This is a genomic window from Caballeronia hypogeia (genome assembly GCF_001544875.2).
In the GTDB taxonomy this organism is placed as follows: domain Bacteria; phylum Pseudomonadota; class Gammaproteobacteria; order Burkholderiales; family Burkholderiaceae; genus Caballeronia; species Caballeronia hypogeia.
Genome location: NZ_FCOA02000025.1, coordinates 94,885 through 111,707 on the forward strand (window position 1 = coordinate 94,885; position 16,823 = coordinate 111,707).

A 16,823-nucleotide genomic window follows, 5' to 3' on the forward strand; every position below is an offset into this window, starting at 1 on the left:
CATTCTAAATCCCGCACTGCTAGCCCGCCTTATGACGACCTCCGACGCCAATACCAAGCTGCGCGAAGCCGCGCTCGACTATCACGAATTCCCGGTTCCCGGGAAGATCCAGATCGCGCCCACGAAGCAGATGATCAACCAGCGCGACCTCGCGCTCGCTTACTCGCCGGGCGTCGCGTTCGCGTGCGAGGCGATCGTCGAAGATCCGCTGAACGCCGCGCGCTTCACCGCGCGCAGCAATCTCGTCGGCGTCGTGTCGAATGGCACGGCCGTGCTGGGCCTCGGCAATATCGGCCCGCTCGCGTCCAAGCCGGTGATGGAAGGCAAGGCCGTGCTGTTCAAGAAGTTCGCCGGCATCGACGTGTTCGATATCGAGCTGAACGAAACCGATCCGCACAAGCTCGTCGACGTGATCGCCGCGCTCGAACCGACCTTCGGCGGCATCAATCTGGAAGACATCAAGGCGCCGGATTGCTTCATCGTCGAACGTGAGGCGCGCAAGCGAATGAAGATTCCGGTCTTCCACGATGACCAGCACGGCACGGCCATCGTCGTCGCGGCGGCGATCACCAATGGTCTGAAGGTGGTCGGCAAGGACATCGGCGAAGTGAAGCTGGTCGCGTCCGGCGCGGGCGCGGCGGCGCTCGCCTGCCTGAACCTGCTCGTCGATCTCGGCATGAAGCGCGAGAACATTTTCGTGACGGATCTGGCCGGCGTGGTCTACAAGGGCCGCACGGAACTGATGGACCCGGACAAGGAACTGTTCGCCCGCGAAACCAGCGCGCGCACGCTCGCCGAGGTGATCGAAGGCGCGGACGTGTTCCTCGGCCTGTCCGCCGGCGGCGTGCTCAAGCAGGACATGGTCAAGCAGATGGCCGCCAAGCCGCTGATCCTCGCCCTCGCCAACCCGACGCCTGAAATCCTGCCGGAACTCGCGCTCGAAGTGCGTCCGGACGCGGTGCTCGCCACGGGCCGCACGGATTATCCGAATCAGGTCAACAACGTTCTGTGCTTCCCGTTCATCTTCCGCGGCGCGCTGGATGTCGGCGCGACCGTCATCACGAAGGAAATGGAGATCGCGGCCGTGAACGCGATCGCGGAACTCGCGCGTCAGGAGCAGAGCGATATCGTCGCGACGGCCTATGGCATTCAGGATCTGTCCTTCGGTCCTGAGTATCTGATTCCGAAGCCGTTCGATCCGCGCCTGATCGTGAAGATCGCGCCGGCTGTCGCGAAGGCCGCGATGGACTGCGGCGTGGCGACGCGTCCGATCGAGGACATGGAAGCGTACGAACAGCATCTGCAACAGTTCGTCTATCACAGCGGCACGACCATGAAGCCGGTGTTCCAGCTCGCGCGCAGCGTGGAGCCGGAGAAGAAGCGCATCGTGTTCGCCGAGGGCGAGGAAGAGCGCGTGCTGCGTGCGGTGCAGATCGCCGTCGATGAAAAAATCGCCAAGCCGATTCTCATCGGCCGTCCGGCGGTCATCGAGCAGCGCATTCAGAAATTCGGTCTGCGTCTCAATCCGGGCACGGATTTCACCGTCGTCGATACCGATCACGACGAGCGTTACCGCGATTTCTGGCAGGCCTACGCGAAGATGATGGCGCGCAAGGGCATCAGCCAGCAGATGGCGAAGCTCGAAATGCGCCGCCGCACGACGCTGATCGGCGCGATGCTGGTGCAGAAGGGCGAAGCCGACGGCATGATCTGCGGCACGGTGAGCACGACGCATCGTCATCTCCACTTCATCGATCAGGTGATCGGCAAGAAGGAAGGCGCGAAGGTCTACGCGGCGATGAACGCGCTGGTGTTGCCGGGCCGCCAGATTTTCCTGGTCGATACGCACGTGAACGTCGACCCGACGCCCGAGCAGCTCGCCGAGATCACGATCATGGCGGCGGAAGAAGTGAAGCGCTTCGGCATCGTGCCGAAGATCGCGCTCTTGTCGCATTCGAACTTCGGCACGAGCAACGCGCCGACCGCGCAGAAGATGCGCGACGTGCTGGCGATCCTCAGGGAACGCGCGCCGGATCTCGACGTGGACGGCGAAATGCACGGCGACGTGGCGCTGGATTCGCGTCTGCGCAAGGAAGTGCTGCCCGAGTCCACGCTCGAAGGCGACGCGAACCTGCTGATCCTGCCGAACATCGATGCGGCCAACATCTCGTACAACCTGCTGAAGACGGCGGCGGGCAGCGGCATCGCGATCGGGCCGATCCTGCTCGGCGCGGCCAAGCCGGTTCACGTGCTGACCTCGTCGGCGACGGTGCGGCGGATCGTCAACATGACGGCGTTGCTGGTGGCGGACGCGTCGGCGGCGCGCTGATCCAGGCCGCAGGCGAGATGAAGCGCGGCGGGTTGATCCCGCCGCGTTTTCTTTTTGTACGGGCAAAAAAAAGCGTGCCGCGTTTGCACGGCACGCCCGAGAAAAGCAACGCAGATCATTGCCTTACCCGCAAAATGCAAGACCATTCGGCATAAGCGCGCTGCCGTGAAGCTGGCGACGAGCGAGGCGTCTCATCCAGAGGCTTCGAGATCTTACGGATCCAATTATTATCCTGTGAGAGATAAAAATCTCTCAGATTTAGGCTAATTGGAAGGTGGGAAGCGTCTTCAGGAAATTCCTGCTTCGCCTACATTGCGAAAAAATTTCCGATTTTCCGTGGAACGTTGCTTCGCTCTGTCATTAGCGATACCCTTACATCTTTCATGGTCGTCGAATTCTGGTGTAGCGCGAGGACAACCGCTTGGTGAAATGTGCGAGGACTTTTTCCTGCATCGTCGCCTTGAGCGTCATTCTGGGCGCGTGCGGCAAGGACGAGCCTCGCAGCGGCGTTCCGGAACCGGTTGCCTCGGCGAGCCCGGCCGCGGCCCCGCCTGCGCAAACCGTCCAGCAAGCCCAAGTGCGGCAACCGGACGAAACCGCCAGGCAGGAACGGGACGGACTGGCCCTTGTCCACATCGCGCAGTTGCCCAAGCAGGCGGCCGCGACCTTGCGGCTGATCGAAGCGGGCGGCCCTTTCCCATACGAAAAGGACGGCGTCGTGTTCGGCAATCGCGAGCGTTTGCTTCCGCGTCATCCACGCGGCTACTACCACGAATACACCGTTCCCACGCCGCGCGCGCGGGATCGCGGCGCGCGCCGGATCGTTTGCGGTGGACCGCGCAGGCAGATCGGCGATTGCTACTACTCGGACGACCACTACTCCAGTTTCAAACGTATTGCGGATTAACCACGGGATTAACGGAATGAGCGACAACATCTACGCGCACGACCACAGCGTCGCGAGTGATCTTTTCGCCACCGGCGATGGCAACCTGTTCCAGCGAGTATTGCGGCTACGCATGACAGAACACGACAACAGACCCGACGACGAGACCAGATCCGACGAGTCCCATCCGCAAGACGATCCGGAAGCGATGTTCGCCACCGTGCGGCCGAACATCGTCCAGTCGATCCGCGCGTTTCGCGTGCAGGATCTGGCGGACGAGGCCAACCGGCTCGGCCAGCATTTCCTCTACGCCTACCTCGGTCAGGCGCAGAGCAAGCAGGAAGTGCTGGAGACGATCGCTACATCGTTCCTTTTTCCCAAGCATTTCGGCAAGAACTACGACGCGCTCTACGATTCGCTCACCGATCTCGTCCACAAGTCGGGCTCGCAGCCGGGTTTCGTGATCGTGCTGGAACAACTGCCCATCGCGCAGAAATTCGACAAGGAAGGCCGCGAAGTGCTGCTCGACGTGTTCCGCGACGCGGCGGAATTCTGGGCGGAGCGGCGCGTGGCGTTCCGCGTGTTCTATTCTTTCGCCTGACCCGCGCGCTTCGGCCACGAGCTTGCAGCAGCCCGATGGATGTAGCCGAAAGGCGCGGCCATCGGGCTGTTTTCATTTGCGTCGCGCAGATCGACCGATTACCAGCCGCCCCAGCGCGCCGCCAGCGCCGCGAGCACCGCGACGCCTGCCGTCTCGGTGCGCAGCACGCGCGGGCCGAGACCGAGCGCGGCGAATCCGTTAGCGATGATCGCCTGTTCCTCGGCGGGGGAGAAGCCGGCTTCCGGGCCGATCAACAGGGTGACCGGGCCGCACGGCGGATCGGCGGGCAGGGACGCGAAGCTCACTTCGGCGCGCGGGGAGAGCAGCAGGCGCAGTTCGCCATCGGCTGCGGCCGGAAGATCGGTGAGCCACGCGTTTAGGTCGCGCGGCGGCGCGACATCGGGCACGCGATTACGCCCGCACTGCTCGCAGGCCGCGCGCGTGAGCGCCTGCCAGTGCGCCTGACGGCGCACCGCGCGCTCGCCGGCCAGCCGCACGACGCCTCGTTCGGCCGTGATCGGTGCGATGCCCGCCACGCCCAGCTCCACCGCTTTCTCGATGAGCCAGTCCATCTTGTCGCCGCCCGCGATGCCCTGCGCAAGCGTCACGCGGTAGGGCGGCTCCGCTTCGCGATCGCTGTGTTCGTCGAGGCGCGCGCTCGCCGAGCGTTTCGCGATATCGACGAGCACGCCGCGATATTCACCGCCGCGGCCGTCGAAGAGCGTGACCGGATCGCCCGTCTGCAGGCGCAGGACGTGCACGTGGCGCACGACGTCGTCGGGAAGCGTGAGGGTTTGACCCACGAAAAGCGGGCAATCGACATGAAAACGTGGCATGGGTAATCGATCGCGGATACTCGATCCGCGGATAGTGATGTTGCGAGACGGCGGCGCGACGCTTCAGCGCAGATGCCGCGCGATCGCCCAGCGATAGCCGTCCGGGTCTTCGATCTGCGCGAAACGGTCGCCCCAGAACTGGTCCTGTGGCTCGATGAGCGCCTTCGCGCCGACCGCGAGCGCCTGCTGGAACGTGGTGTCGACGTCGTCCACGTAAAGATAGAACGATTGCGGCGCCATCTGTCCTGCGCTCTTCGGCGTGCGCGCCTGCGAGCCGTACGCGCCTTCTGGCGCGAACATCACGATCAGTTGCCCCCGATACGTCATCTCTACGTGGATGATCGTGCCATCGTCGTTCACGCTGTCGCGCACCACGAAGCCTAGCGCCTTTTCGTAGAACGAGATGCTCACACGTGCATCGCGCACCGTGAGGTAGGGAGTCAGCCAGGGCACGTCGGCGGGACGAGGGTCGGTCATCGAAAGCACTCCTTCAAGCCTTTGCTGCAAGTTGAGAAACATTTTGCCACGAAGCCGTACGATCAATGGCTCGGCAGGAAACTTGCGAAACTTCGCGGCGCCTCGGAGCATCGGACGGATTTCGCCGGATGAACGTCCGCTGACGGCGTGCAATACCGTGTACTGTCACGGGTTGTCACGGCGGGTTGTCACCGTATCGGGACACGGTTGTACCGGTTGCGAGACAGGTTCCGCAGGGTCGCGCGAAAGCTTTGCGCGAACGCGCCGCAGCGGGTTTTGCACGGAACATGCCCGCGCCCCGGGACCGCCGGCTCCAAGCGATCCGCTGGCTTTCGGCCGCGTTTCAATCGGACCGGTCTGTTAGAATGACGGCCTTCCGATCCTCGTCGTTTCTCGTCGTTCCGGTCCTGAGAGCGTGATTCCCAGCGGGTCCGGCGCGAGTGAGAAGTACTGCATGAGAAGCACCGCGGATCATTTCAGCACCTGCCCAGACTCGACATGACGATCCCGACCTCCAGCCAGACCGCCCTCATGGCCAACGCAATCCGCGCGCTTGCCATGGACGCCGTTCAACAAGCCAACTCCGGCCATCCCGGCATGCCGATGGGCATGGCGGAAATCGGCGTCGCGCTGTGGTCGCGCCATCTGAAGCACAACCCGGTGAACCCGCACTGGTTCGACCGCGACCGTTTCGTTCTGTCGAACGGTCACGGTTCCATGTTGCTGTACTCGCTGCTGCACCTCACCGGCTACGACCTGCCGATGAGCGAACTGAAGAATTTCCGCCAGTTGCATTCGAAGACGCCGGGCCATCCGGAATACGGCATGACGGCGGGCGTCGAGACGACGACCGGCCCGCTCGGCCAGGGCATCGGCAATGCGGTCGGCATGGCGCTCGCCGAAGCGCTGCTCGCCGCCGAATTCAACAAGGCCGACGCGAAGATCGTCGATCACTACACGTACGCGTTTCTCGGCGACGGCTGCCTGATGGAAGGCATCTCGCACGAAGTCTGCTCCCTCGCCGGCACGCTCAAGCTGAACAAGCTGATCGCGCTGTGGGACGACAACGGCATTTCGATTGACGGTCACGTCGAGCACTGGTTCCACGACGACACGCCGAAGCGCTTCGAAGCGTACGGCTGGAACGTGATCCGCGCGGTGGACGGTCACAACGTCGATGCGGTCGACGCAGCCATCGCGCAGGCGAAGAAGTCGGACAAGCCCACGCTGATCTGCTGCCGCACGGTCATTGGCAAGGGCGCGCCGACCAAGGCGGGCGGTCACGACGCGCACGGCGCGCCGCTCGGCGACAAGGAAATCGCCGCGACGCGCGCGGCCATCGGCTGGAATTTCGGTCCGTTCGAGATTCCGCAGGAAGTGTATGCGGCGTGGAGCGCGAAGGAACAGGGCACGCACGCCGAGGGCGAATGGAACAAGGCGTTCGATGCATATAAGGCGAAGTACGCTGCGGAAGCGGCCGAATTCACGCGCCGCATGAGCGGCGAGCTGCCCGCGAACTGGGCGGAAGCTGCCGCCAAGATCATCGAGGACGCGAATCAGAAGGCCGAAACCGTCGCGACGCGCAAGGCATCGCAGAACACCATCGAAGGTCTCGCTGCGGCGCTGCCGGAACTGCTCGGCGGTTCGGCTGACCTGACGGGTTCCAACCTCACCAACTGGAAGGCATCGAAGCCGGTGCGCGCGGCGGGCGACGCGGAAAACGCGAACCCGGACCACGCCGGCATCCAGTGGGGCAATCACATCAACTACGGCGTGCGCGAGTTCGGCATGTCGGCGGCCATCAACGGCATCGCGCTGCATGGCGGCTATCGTCCGTTCGGCGGCACGTTCCTGACGTTCTCGGACTACAGCCGCAACGCGATTCGCGTCGCCGCGCTGATGAAGTCGCGCTCAATCTTCGTGTTCACGCACGACTCCATCGGCCTCGGTGAAGACGGCCCGACGCACCAGTCGATCGAACACGTGTCCAGCCTGCGCCTGATCCCGAACCTGCAGACGTGGCGTCCGGCCGATACGGTCGAAACGGCCGTCGCGTGGACGCATTCGATCGCGCACAACGGTCCGTCGACGCTGATCTTCAGCCGCCAGAACCTGCAATTCTCCGCGCGCAACGATCTCCAGATCGCGAACGTCGCGAAGGGCGGCTACGTGCTGCGCGACTGGAACGACGACATTCCCGCGCGCAAGATCATCCTCATCGCGACCGGCTCGGAAGTGCAGCTCGCGATGGAAGCGGTCGAGGCGCTGGCGAAAGAAGGCATCGGCGCGCGCGTCGTGTCGATGCCCTGCACGAACGTGTTCGACAAGCAGGACGCCGAATACCGCGAGCGCGTGCTGCCGAAGGGCGTGGCGCGCGTGGCGATCGAGGCGGGCGTGACGGATTTCTGGCGCAAGTACGTGGGCCTGGAAGGCGGCGTGGTCGGTATCGACACGTTCGGCGAATCGGCTCCGGCGGGCGCGCTGTTCAAGCACTTCGGCTTCACGGTGGAGAACGTCGTCAATACCGCGAAGTCCGTTCTCGCCGCGTAAGTACTGACGTCAGCAAGCCCCAGTTTTTTTAGCCATCAGGAGATAGACCATGACGATTCGCGTTGCAATCAACGGCTACGGCCGGATCGGCCGCAACACGTTGCGCGCTTTCTACGAAAACGGCAAGAAGCACGATATCGAGATCGTCGCCATCAACGATCTCGGCGACGCCAAGACCAACGCGCACCTGACGCAATACGACACGGCGCACGGCAAGTTTCCGGGCCAAGTGTCGGTGGACGGCGATTACCTCGTCGTCAACGGCGACAAGATCCGCGTGCTGGCCAACCGCAACCCGGCTGAACTGCCGTGGGGCGAGCTGAAGGTCGACGTGGTGCTGGAGTGCACGGGCTTCTTCACGACGAAGGAAAAGGCCAGCGCGCACATCAAGGGCGGTGCGAAGAAGGTCATCATCTCGGCGCCGGGCGGCAAGGACGTGGACGCGACCGTTGTGTACGGCGTGAACCACAACGTGCTGAAGGCTTCCGACACGGTCATCTCGAACGCATCGTGCACGACGAACTGCCTCGCGCCGCTCGTCAAGCCGCTGAACGACAAGATCGGTCTGGTGAACGGTCTGATGACCACGATCCACGCGTACACGAACGACCAGGTTCTGACCGACGTGTATCACGAAGACCTGCGCCGCGCGCGCTCGGCCACGCACAGCCAGATCCCGACGAAGACGGGCGCGGCTTCCGCGGTCGGTCTCGTGCTGCCGGAACTGAACGGCAAGCTGGATGGTTACGCTATCCGCGTCCCGACGATCAACGTGTCGGTCGTCGATCTGTCGTTCATCGCCGCGCGCGACACGACAGTCGAGGAAATCAACAAGATCATGAAGGATGCGTCGGAAGGCGAACTGAAGGGCGTGCTCGGCTACAACGACGCGCCGCTGGTGTCGATCGACTACAACCACAACCCGGCTTCGTCGACGTTCGATTCGACGCTGACCAAGGTGTCGGGCCGTCTCGTGAAGGTGTCGAGCTGGTACGACAACGAGTGGGGCTTCTCGAACCGCATGCTGGATACGGCTGTGGCGCTGGCGAACGCGAAGTAAGTTTCACCAGCCTCTCGAAATGAACAAAGCCGCTCCTTGGAGCGGCTTTGTTTTTTTCTACGCGCACAGTGGCGTTACGCCAGCTTCTCGCGCAGGAACGCGACGACGTAAGGCGTCGCTGCCGCCGCGACCGTCGATGCCGTGCCGGGGTCGATGCCCATGCGCGCGGCAATCGACTCGGCGATGCGTCCCGTCAGAATGCCTTCTCCGCCTTCCTCCATCGATTTCAGGAAGCCGTCGCCGCGCACGAGCCCGGCGGCGAACGCAGCAAAAAAACTCTTCCCGGGATGATTCCCCATGAGACCTGCGTTCTGCTCCTCGGCATGCGCGTGCGCGGTTTCCGCTGCGGTGCCGAGCATCTGCTGGCTGTCTTCGGTGCTGAAGCCCTGATCGGTCAGCGCTTGCGTGGCCTGCGCGCCGTGCTCCGACGCCAGAAATTCCGATACGAGTTGTTGCATGTCCATCGACGCGGCTCCTCTTGATGTTCGCCAATTGCAGGGCGACGCAAGCGGATAGAAAACTCCATCACGCACGGCCCTTGCTGAGACTGCGAACGCGCCGGGAAGTGCCGCGCTTTACTTGTGCGGAATCGGAAAATGCACACCCGCGCGCTGCGCCGCGTTGACGATGTGCCCCTCGATCGCGCGCCCAGCCTTTTCGCCGTCGCGCGCCTTTAGCGCTTCGATGATCACGGCGTGCTCGTGATACGTCGACAACACCAGCTCACGCCGATAAAACGGCAGGCGCTGGCTCTCCTTCATGATGTCGGCGCTGCCGCGCAGAATGGATTCGATGGCCGCGTTACCCGCGAGACTCACGATGCGCATGTGGAACGCGAAGTCGAGTTGCGCGGCTTCTTCCAGCGCGGATTCCATCAATGCGCCGTGCAGTGAACCGAGGTTGTCGTCGAGCCAGTCGATGTCCGCATCGCCGATGGAATGCGCCGCGAGCCGCGCGACGAATCCTTCCAGCGCGAAGCGCATCTGATACGTGTCAGGTAGCGACGCCTGATCCGCGAAACGCCAGGGATGCGCGGTGCTCGCCTGAGCGCTGCTGACATACACGCCCTTGCCGGGCCGGATATGCAGCATGCCGAGCGCTTCCAGCGTCGACAGCGCCTCGCGCAGCGAAGCCCGGCTGATCGCCAGTTCCTCCGATAACTGCCGCTGCGCGGGCAACAGGCTTCCCACGGGATAGACGCTCGATTCGATGCGTTCGCGAATGGTCGCGATCGCGGCATCGGTCACGGTGTGCGGAACGTTTTTCATAGGAAGAAAGCTGTATTGGCCGGTCTGACCGCCATTGTATGCGCGTGCCGGGCAGACGTGTGCACGACCGTTTTCGCATCTTCTTTGCATCCATTTTCGTGCCTGCCCGGAGCAGGGTAAACCGGTACGAACGGTTCCTTGACGGCGGTATATCGACTTTCTAATATTCCCAATCACAGCACTGGTCCGACCAGTCGGAACAGTTGCTCTGGTCCTGAGACATTACACGAGGAGACGGTCGTGTCGAGATTCCTGAATTCGCTGTTCGGCAGGGTGATGATCGCGTTGGTCATAGGCGTCGTGGTGGGGGCGCTGTTTCCGCATTTCGGCCAGTCGTTGCGGCCATTGGGCGATGGCTTTCTGAAGCTCATCAAGATGGTGATCGCGCCGATCGTGTTCTGCGTCGTCGTGAGCGGCATGGCGAACGCGGGCGATCTGAAGAAAGTCGGGCGCGTCGGGCTGAAGGCGGTGGTCTACTTCGAAATTATGACCACGCTGGCGCTGACCATCGGCGCGATCCTCGCGTGGATCACGCGCCCGGGCGTCGGCATGAACATCGACCTGCACACGCTCGATGCGGCATCGCTTGCGACGTACACGGAGCACGCGAAGAGCCTGAAGGACACCGCGGGCTTCCTGCTGAAGATCATCCCTGACACCGCCATCGACGCGTTCGCGAAGGGTGACATCCTGCAGGTCCTCGTGTTCGCCGTACTGTTCGGCTCGGCGCTCTCGCTGCTCGGCGACAAGGCGCAGCGCGTGACGGTTTTCATCGACGAACTGTCGGGCGTGTTCTTCCGCATCATGGCCTTCATCATCAAGCTCGCGCCGCTCGGCGTGCTCGGCGCGATCGCCTTCACGACCGGCCAGTACGGCGTCGCGTCGCTGAAGCAGCTCGGCATGCTCGTGATCGTGTTCTACGCGAGCTGCTTCCTGTTCGTGTTCGTCGTGCTGGGCGTCGTGATGCGGCTCTCGGGCTTCTCCATCTTCAAGCTCGTGCGTTATCTGCGTGAAGAACTGTCGATCGTGCTCGGCACCGCGTCGTCGGACGCCGTGCTGCCGCAGATCATGCGCAAGCTCGAATGGATGGGCGTCAAGGATTCGACCGTCGGCCTCGTGATCCCGACCGGCTACTCGTTCAATCTCGACGGCTTCTCCATCTATCTGACGCTCGCCGTGATCTTCATCGCGCAGGCGACCAACACGCCGCTTTCGCTGCATGACCTGATCGTCGTCGTGCTGGTTTCGCTGGTGACCTCGAAGGGCGCGCACGGCATTCCCGGCTCCGCGATCGTGATTCTCGCCGCGACGCTTTCCGCCATTCCCGCGATTCCCGTGCTCGGCCTCGTGCTGATCCTGCCGGTGGACTGGTTCGTGGGTATTGCGCGCGCCGTGACGAATCTGATCGGCAATTGCGTGGCGACGGTGGTCGTGGCCGTTTGGGAGAACGACATCGACCGGGCGCGCGCCAAGCGGGTGCTCGACCAGGACGACGAATACCGCTTCGTGCCGGCTACCTCGGAACCCGTGCACGGCGCCGAGCACGCTCATGCGATCTGAAACACGCTGTCTGAAACTTTTCGCGACTGAAGGAAATTGAAATGGCCAACCCGATTCTCGACGCGGACGCTCCCGCCTTCGCCCGCCGCTACATGAATCTCGCAGACCCGCGCCTCGGCGCGCAGGCGCTCTTCGCCACCGACGAATTCTTCGCGCCGAAAGAGCGCATGCTGGAACCGCAACCGGCCGTGTTCATCCCCGGCAAGTACGACGAGCACGGCAAGTGGATGGACGGCTGGGAGACGCGCCGCAAGCGCACGACGGGCTACGACTACTGCATCGTGAAGCTGGCGCGGGCGGGCGTGATTCACGGCATCGACATCGACACGAGTCATTTCACCGGCAACTTCCCGCCGGCGGCTTCCATCGAGGCGTGCTTCAGCGAAAGCGCCGATCCTCAGCAAGACGGCGACTGGCGCGAGATCGTGCCTTCGACGACGCTGCAGGGCAATCATCATCACTATCTGGAGATCAGCGACACCCGCGCGTACACGCACTTGCGCGTGAACATCTATCCCGATGGCGGCATCGCGCGGCTGCGTGTGTATGGCCAGCCGAAGACGGATTTCGCGCGCGTCGAACGCGGCACGCTGCTCGATCTCGCCGCGATCGAAAACGGCGCGTATCTCGTCGCGGCGAACAATCAGCACTTCGGACCGGCTTCACAGATGCTGATGCCGGGGCGCGGCGTGAACATGGGCGACGGCTGGGAAACGCGACGCCGGCGCGAGCCGGGCAACGACTGGGCGATCGTCGCGCTGGCCAATCCCGGCGTGATTCGCGCGATCGAGGTCGACACCGCGCACTTCAAGGGCAACTATCCGGACCGATGCTCGCTGCAGGCGGCGCGCGTGGAAGGCGGCACCGACGAGTCGCTCGTCACGCAGGCGATGTTCTGGCCCGTGCTGCTCGACGAACAGAAGCTCTCGATGGACAACGTGCATCGCTTCGAGAGCCAGATCGCGGCGCTCGGGCCGGTGACGCACGTGCGCTTCAACATCTATCCGGACGGCGGCGTGTCGCGGCTGCGGATCTTCGGAGAGGTGGAATGAAGACGCTGACACTGGAACCGCTGACGCGCGATGCCTTCGCACCGTTCGGCGATGTCATCGAACTGGAAGGCGCGCGCCATTTTCCGATCAACGCGGGCACGACCGAGCGCTTCCACGATCTCGCGAACGTGGAAGTGGGGTTCGAAACCGGCGGGCGGCCGCTCATCAACGTGTTTCGCGGGCAGCCGCGTCCGCAGCCGATCGTCATTTCGATGATGGAGCGTCATCCGCTCGGCAGTCAGGCCTTCGTGCCGCTCGCGGACGTGCGTTATCTGGTGGTGGTCGCGCCCGCGGGCGAGTTCGATCCGGCCGGCCTGCGCGCCTTCTACGCGCGCGGCTGGCAGGGCGTGAACTATGCGCGCGGTGTGTGGCACCACCCGCTGATCGTGCTCGACAAGCCGGGTGATTTCATCGTCGTGGATCGCGGCGGCGATTTGCCGAACTGCGACGAGATCGATTTGCCCGAGCGATACACGCTGATCGAGAAAACGGCGCACGCGGCGTGAATTGCGTGAGCGTCGCGCGAATCGAAATGCAATTGCGAATCGCTCGCAGAAGCAAGTAACGAAACGTAGAGGCGAAACGAAACCGCCGTCCATCAAAGCCGATGGACGGCGGTTTTTTTTAACGGCGCGCCGACGCTCAGTGCTTGCGGTGCGGGCAGTTTTCCTTCGTGCATGTGCCGTACAGCGCAAGCGCATGCTCGTGGAGTTTGAAGCCGCGCTCCTTGGCGATCGATTGCTGGCGGCGTTCGATCTCCGCATCGAAGAACTCCTCGACGCGGCCGCAGTCGATGCACACGAGGTGATCGTGGTGCGAGCCTTCGTTTAGCTCGAAGACGGCCTTGCCCGATTCGAAATTGCTACGCGACAGCAGGCCGGCCTGCTCGAACTGCGTGAGCACGCGATATACCGTCGCTAGACCGATATCCAGCTCTTCGTTGAGCAGGCTTCGGTACACGTCTTCGGCGGTCAGATGGCGCACCGGACTATGCTGAAAAATTTCGAGAATCTTGAGGCGGGGCAGGGTCGCCTTGAGACCGATATTTTTGAGATCGGCGGGATTGGTCATGGCTAGGCATCCCTAGAGTACAATTCAAGGTTCTCATAGTAATGCGTTTTTCCGATTACCGACATCCCGTATGGTTTCGGGGCGGATCGGACGAAAAGAGCGCGGCCTTTGGTGCGCATCGCGTGAAAGGTGACATGTTTCCAAAATCTTTATCGAATTGCAGGGAGAGCCGTCGCATGCGGGGAATCGTGATCGCAGCAACCTTGGCCGCATTGCTTGCCGGCTGCTCGGCGTACGACAGCGCCACGCAGAAGATCGCTCAAAGCATCACGCCGTATCGGATCACGGTCGTGCAGGGCAACTTTGTTTCGCAGGAAGCAGCGAGCCAGATGCAGGTCGGCATGTCGCGCGATCAGGTGAAGCAGCTTCTCGGCACGCCGTTGCTTACCGACATGTTCCACGCGGACCGCTGGGACTACGTGTTCTATTTCAAACGCGGATCGACTTCCGTCGTGCAGCAGCGTGACTTCGTCGTGAACTTCGCGAGCGATCGCGTCGTGAGCTGGTCGGGCGGCGAGAATCTGCCGTCGAATCTGGAACTGCTCGCGGAAATCGACGGCGACAAGGGCGTCAAGGTCGCGAAGCCTGCCGCGCCTGCGGCGGCGTCCGCGGCAGTGGCGTCGACCGCTGCGGTGACCGCGCCGGTCGGCGAACCGTCCACGCAGCCGAATGCGGCCGCCGCCTTCGCGGGCGACGCCAACCAGGAAGCCGCTCAGGCCGCGAACCGCGCGACCGCGCAGGTCGAAATGCCGACCGGGCGTCAGCGTTCGTCCACGTACAGCAGCGCGCCGACGAGCTCGGGCGGCGCGCCGGGCTCCACGAACAATTCCGGCGGCAATTCGCAGATTCAACTGCAGCGCCGCGCGCAGACCATCAACATTCCGGACAGCAGCGCGGTGGGCCCGGCGGGTTCGCAGCCGGCGCCGGCCAACGCGAGCGGTCAGGCGCAGTTCCATCTGCCGCAGCAAAGTCAGTAAGCAGGTCAGCCGTTCGTGACTTGAGCGGCGCCGGACGTTTCGATCCGGCGCCGCTTCAGCAGCCTGGCCGGGGTTAAGCAAACCCGCGAAGCAATCCCGCATCATTCATCGCGCGTTCCGCGCGCGGTTCAACACGAGACTGCCATGAAGATCGCCATTGCCGGCGCATCGGGCCGCATGGGCCGGATGCTGATCGAAACCGTTCTCAACGATCCCGACGCGCAACTCGTCGGCGCGCTTGATCGGCCCGGCGTGCCGCAGCTCGGGCAGGACGCGGGCGCGTTCCTCGGCAAGACCACGGGCGTGCTGCTGACCGACGACATCGAGCGAGTGTTCGCCGACGCTGATTACCTGATCGACTTCACGCGCCCCGAAGGCACGATCGCGCATCTCGAAGCGGCGCTGCGCCATGACGTGAAGATGATCGTCGGCACGACCGGTTTCTCCGACGAGCAGAAGGCGCAGTTGAAGCGGGCCGGCGAGAAGATCGGCATTGTGTTCGCGCCGAACATGAGCGTCGGCGTGAATGTCACGCTCAAGCTGCTGGAATTCGCGGCGAAGCATTTCGCGACCGGTTACGACATCGAGATCATCGAGGCGCATCACCGTCACAAGGTGGATGCGCCCTCGGGCACCGCGCTTGGCATGGGCGAAGTCATCGCGAAGGCGCTCGGGCGCAATCTGAAGGACTGCGCCGTGTACGCGCGCGAAGGCGTGACGGGCGAACGCGATCCGTCGACCATCGGGTTTTCGGCGATCCGTGGCGGCGATATCGTCGGCGATCACACGGTGCTGTTCGCGGGCATCGGCGAGCGTATCGAAATCACGCACAAGTCGGCGAGCCGTTTGTCGTATGCACAAGGCGCGCTGCGCGCGGTGCGTTTCCTCGAAGGGCACGACAAGGGCTATTTCGACATGCAGGACGTACTCGGTCTGCGCTGATTTTCATGGCGGCAACCGGCGTCATCCACTATCTGCAATCCGGCGATGCGGTCACGCACGCGGTCGCCGGCCTCCTGCTCGCGATGTCGCTCGCGAGCTGGTGCTTCCTGCTCGTGAAGGCGTGGATTCTCGCGCGCGCCAAGTGGCAGGGGCCGCGCGCGCTGCAGCGGTTCTGGCAGGCGCCGGATCTGAAGGAAGGCATCGGCGCGTTGCGGCGCACGGATCGCGAGCGCGTCTTTCTGCCGCTGGCGGAAGCCGCCTGGCACGCCTCCGAAGCCGAGATGCCGGGCGCGCTGCTCGCGCGCGTCGAGCGCAGCGAACGCGTGCTGCGCGCGCTGCGTCAGGCGTTGCTGCGTTCGCAACGAAGGCTCGAATTCGGGCAGGTTCTGCTCGCGTCGGTAGGTAGCACGGCGCCGTTCGTCGGCTTGCTCGGCACCGTCTGGGGCATCTATCACGCACTCGGCAGCATAGCTTCGAGCGGGCAGGCGATGATCGAAAACGTCGCGGGGCCGGTGGGCGAGGCGCTCATCATGACGGCCTTCGGGCTCGTCGTCGCGATTCCGGCGGTGCTCGCGTACAACATTCTCGGCCGCTACGTGCGGCAGATTTCCGAGGAACTCGACGGCTTCGCGCACGATCTGCACGCGTTCGTGTGCGGCGAGGCCGAGTAGGAGCGCACGGCGATGGCCTTCGGCGGACTCGACAAGAAAACGAACGGCGCGCCCATGGCGGAAATCAACATGACGCCGCTCATCGACGTCATGCTCGTGCTGCTCGTCATCTTCATCATCACAGCGCCGCTCTTCACGCACGCGATCCGGCTGGATCTGCCGAAAGTCACGTCGCAGCCCGCGCGCGAGACGCCGCAAACCATCACGCTTTCCATCGACGACGCCGGCAAGCTGTTCTGGAACGATGCCCCGGTCAGTTTCGAGCAGATGCGCACGCGTTTCGCCGACGCCGCAAAGGGGGAGCAGAAGCCGGAACTGCATCTGCGCGCATCGAGCGCGACGCGCTATGACGTCATCGCGCAGGTGATGGGCGTGGCGCAGCAGGCGGGGCTCGAGCGCATCGGCTTCGTGACTCAACCGGTCGCCGCCGCTCAGCCAACGCGCTGATGCCCGGCGTGCCTCAGATTCGGCCTATGTCGAACGGCCGAATTGCGGCGCCGGCGCTGCATGCGCAAACTTGCCTCCGAGAGCCGGCATCGCGCG

General features: G+C 63.6%; 17 protein-coding genes. 12 read left to right on the forward strand and 5 right to left on the reverse strand.

Annotated features, from left to right (window positions below; genetic code table 11):
- The first annotated feature begins 31 nt into the window (after nucleotides 1–31).
- The 3 genes from AWB79_RS28380 (at nucleotide 32) to AWB79_RS28390 (ending at nucleotide 3,816) form a co-directional block, all read left to right on the forward strand.
- A complete protein-coding gene (locus AWB79_RS28380; RefSeq protein WP_061170779.1) occupies nucleotides 32–2,329 on the forward strand; it encodes an NADP-dependent malic enzyme in 2,298 nt (765 codons plus the stop codon).
- A 424-nt stretch (nucleotides 2,330–2,753) separates the two neighbouring features.
- Complete coding sequence (locus tag AWB79_RS28385; protein ID WP_061170808.1) at nucleotides 2,754–3,236, forward strand: ribonuclease; 483 nt, start codon at nucleotides 2,754–2,756, stop codon at nucleotides 3,234–3,236.
- A gap of 16 nt (nucleotides 3,237–3,252) precedes the next feature.
- The gene (locus AWB79_RS28390; RefSeq protein ID WP_061170780.1) at nucleotides 3,253–3,816 is read left to right on the forward strand and encodes a barstar family protein; all 564 of its coding nucleotides are present in this window, start codon (nucleotides 3,253–3,255) and stop codon (nucleotides 3,814–3,816) included.
- 98 nt (nucleotides 3,817–3,914) lie between these two features.
- Here AWB79_RS28390 and AWB79_RS28395 read toward each other — a convergent pair whose 3' ends face one another.
- A complete protein-coding gene (locus AWB79_RS28395) occupies nucleotides 3,915–4,652 on the reverse strand; it encodes a 16S rRNA (uracil(1498)-N(3))-methyltransferase (protein WP_061170781.1) in 738 nt (245 codons plus the stop codon).
- 63 nt (nucleotides 4,653–4,715) lie between these two features.
- Nucleotides 4,716–5,129 carry a VOC family protein gene (locus tag AWB79_RS28400; RefSeq protein WP_061170809.1) on the reverse strand — a complete coding sequence of 138 codons (414 nt, stop codon included), beginning with the start codon at nucleotides 5,127–5,129 and terminating at the stop codon, nucleotides 4,716–4,718.
- 498 nt (nucleotides 5,130–5,627) lie between these two features.
- Here AWB79_RS28400 and tkt point away from each other — a divergent pair, with 498 nt between their 5' ends.
- Together tkt and gap are read left to right on the forward strand one after the other, a co-directional pair.
- Nucleotides 5,628–7,679: a transketolase gene (gene tkt / locus AWB79_RS28405; RefSeq protein WP_061170782.1), complete on the forward strand. Its 2,052-nt coding sequence runs from the start codon at nucleotides 5,628–5,630 to the stop codon at nucleotides 7,677–7,679.
- Between the two features lie 49 nt (nucleotides 7,680–7,728).
- A complete protein-coding gene (gene gap, locus AWB79_RS28410) occupies nucleotides 7,729–8,739 on the forward strand; it encodes a type I glyceraldehyde-3-phosphate dehydrogenase (protein WP_061170783.1) in 1,011 nt (336 codons plus the stop codon).
- A gap of 74 nt (nucleotides 8,740–8,813) precedes the next feature.
- Here the strand turns inward: gap and AWB79_RS28415 are convergent, their stop codons facing one another.
- Nucleotides 8,814–9,203 (reverse strand): hypothetical protein, encoded by a 390-nt coding sequence (locus tag AWB79_RS28415; protein WP_061170784.1) that lies wholly within the window; start codon nucleotides 9,201–9,203, stop codon nucleotides 8,814–8,816.
- Between the two features lie 111 nt (nucleotides 9,204–9,314).
- Nucleotides 9,315–10,007, reverse strand: coding sequence for a FadR/GntR family transcriptional regulator (locus tag AWB79_RS28420; RefSeq protein ID WP_061170785.1), 693 nt, complete (start codon nucleotides 10,005–10,007; stop codon nucleotides 9,315–9,317).
- Between the two features lie 240 nt (nucleotides 10,008–10,247).
- Between AWB79_RS28420 and AWB79_RS28425 the strand changes: the two genes are divergently transcribed.
- Genes AWB79_RS28425 through AWB79_RS28435 form a run of 3 tightly spaced genes read left to right on the forward strand, consistent with a single transcriptional unit; the run spans nucleotide 10,248 to nucleotide 13,125 of the window.
- Nucleotides 10,248–11,567, forward strand: coding sequence for a C4-dicarboxylate transporter DctA (locus AWB79_RS28425; RefSeq protein ID WP_061170786.1), 1,320 nt, complete (start codon nucleotides 10,248–10,250; stop codon nucleotides 11,565–11,567).
- Nucleotides 11,568–11,608: 41 nt separating this feature from the next.
- Nucleotides 11,609–12,619, forward strand: a complete 1,011-nt coding sequence (gene alc / locus AWB79_RS28430) for an allantoicase (RefSeq protein WP_061170787.1) — start codon at nucleotides 11,609–11,611, stop codon at nucleotides 12,617–12,619.
- Entirely contained in the window at nucleotides 12,616–13,125 is a 510-nt protein-coding gene (locus tag AWB79_RS28435; RefSeq protein WP_061170788.1) for an ureidoglycolate lyase, read from the forward strand. Before alc ends, AWB79_RS28435 begins: the two co-directional genes overlap by 4 nt.
- Before the next feature lie 136 nt (nucleotides 13,126–13,261).
- Here the strand turns inward: AWB79_RS28435 and fur are convergent, their stop codons facing one another.
- Nucleotides 13,262–13,690 (reverse strand): ferric iron uptake transcriptional regulator, encoded by a 429-nt coding sequence (fur, locus tag AWB79_RS28440; RefSeq protein WP_014192256.1) that lies wholly within the window; start codon nucleotides 13,688–13,690, stop codon nucleotides 13,262–13,264.
- 176 nt (nucleotides 13,691–13,866) lie between these two features.
- Between fur and AWB79_RS28445 the strand changes: the two genes are divergently transcribed.
- The 4 genes from AWB79_RS28445 to AWB79_RS28460 all read left to right on the forward strand — a co-directional run bounded on the left by AWB79_RS28445 (nucleotide 13,867) and on the right by AWB79_RS28460 (nucleotide 16,727).
- The gene (locus AWB79_RS28445; protein WP_061170789.1) at nucleotides 13,867–14,667 is read left to right on the forward strand and encodes an outer membrane protein assembly factor BamE; all 801 of its coding nucleotides are present in this window, start codon (nucleotides 13,867–13,869) and stop codon (nucleotides 14,665–14,667) included.
- 144 nt (nucleotides 14,668–14,811) lie between these two features.
- Nucleotides 14,812–15,609: a 4-hydroxy-tetrahydrodipicolinate reductase gene (gene dapB, locus AWB79_RS28450; protein ID WP_061170790.1), complete on the forward strand. Its 798-nt coding sequence runs from the start codon at nucleotides 14,812–14,814 to the stop codon at nucleotides 15,607–15,609.
- Nucleotides 15,610–15,614: 5 nt separating this feature from the next.
- Entirely contained in the window at nucleotides 15,615–16,280 is a 666-nt protein-coding gene (locus AWB79_RS28455) for a MotA/TolQ/ExbB proton channel family protein (RefSeq protein ID WP_061170791.1), read from the forward strand.
- Between the two features lie 12 nt (nucleotides 16,281–16,292).
- The gene (locus AWB79_RS28460; protein ID WP_061170792.1) at nucleotides 16,293–16,727 is read left to right on the forward strand and encodes an ExbD/TolR family protein; all 435 of its coding nucleotides are present in this window, start codon (nucleotides 16,293–16,295) and stop codon (nucleotides 16,725–16,727) included.
- Nucleotides 16,728–16,823 lie beyond the last annotated feature (96 nt).

Coding starts and splice junctions, on each gene's coding strand:
- AWB79_RS28390 (WP_061170780.1), top strand. CDS start 3,253: ATGAGCGACAACATCTACGCGCACGACCACAGCGTCGCGAGTGATCTT.
- fur (WP_014192256.1), bottom strand. CDS start 13,690: ATGACCAATCCCGCCGATCTCAAAAATATCGGTCTCAAGGCGACCCTG.
- AWB79_RS28380 (WP_061170779.1), top strand. CDS start 32: ATGACGACCTCCGACGCCAATACCAAGCTGCGCGAAGCCGCGCTCGAC.
- AWB79_RS28395 (WP_061170781.1), bottom strand. CDS start 4,652: ATGCCACGTTTTCATGTCGATTGCCCGCTTTTCGTGGGTCAAACCCTC.
- AWB79_RS28420 (WP_061170785.1), bottom strand. CDS start 10,007: ATGAAAAACGTTCCGCACACCGTGACCGATGCCGCGATCGCGACCATT.
- AWB79_RS28415 (WP_061170784.1), bottom strand. CDS start 9,203: ATGGACATGCAACAACTCGTATCGGAATTTCTGGCGTCGGAGCACGGC.
- gap (WP_061170783.1), top strand. CDS start 7,729: ATGACGATTCGCGTTGCAATCAACGGCTACGGCCGGATCGGCCGCAAC.
- AWB79_RS28435 (WP_061170788.1), top strand. CDS start 12,616: ATGAAGACGCTGACACTGGAACCGCTGACGCGCGATGCCTTCGCACCG.
- tkt (WP_061170782.1), top strand. CDS start 5,628: ATGACGATCCCGACCTCCAGCCAGACCGCCCTCATGGCCAACGCAATC.
- AWB79_RS28400 (WP_061170809.1), bottom strand. CDS start 5,129: ATGACCGACCCTCGTCCCGCCGACGTGCCCTGGCTGACTCCCTACCTC.
- alc (WP_061170787.1), top strand. CDS start 11,609: ATGGCCAACCCGATTCTCGACGCGGACGCTCCCGCCTTCGCCCGCCGC.
- AWB79_RS28460 (WP_061170792.1), top strand. CDS start 16,293: ATGGCCTTCGGCGGACTCGACAAGAAAACGAACGGCGCGCCCATGGCG.
- dapB (WP_061170790.1), top strand. CDS start 14,812: ATGAAGATCGCCATTGCCGGCGCATCGGGCCGCATGGGCCGGATGCTG.
- AWB79_RS28445 (WP_061170789.1), top strand. CDS start 13,867: ATGCGGGGAATCGTGATCGCAGCAACCTTGGCCGCATTGCTTGCCGGC.
- AWB79_RS28455 (WP_061170791.1), top strand. CDS start 15,615: ATGGCGGCAACCGGCGTCATCCACTATCTGCAATCCGGCGATGCGGTC.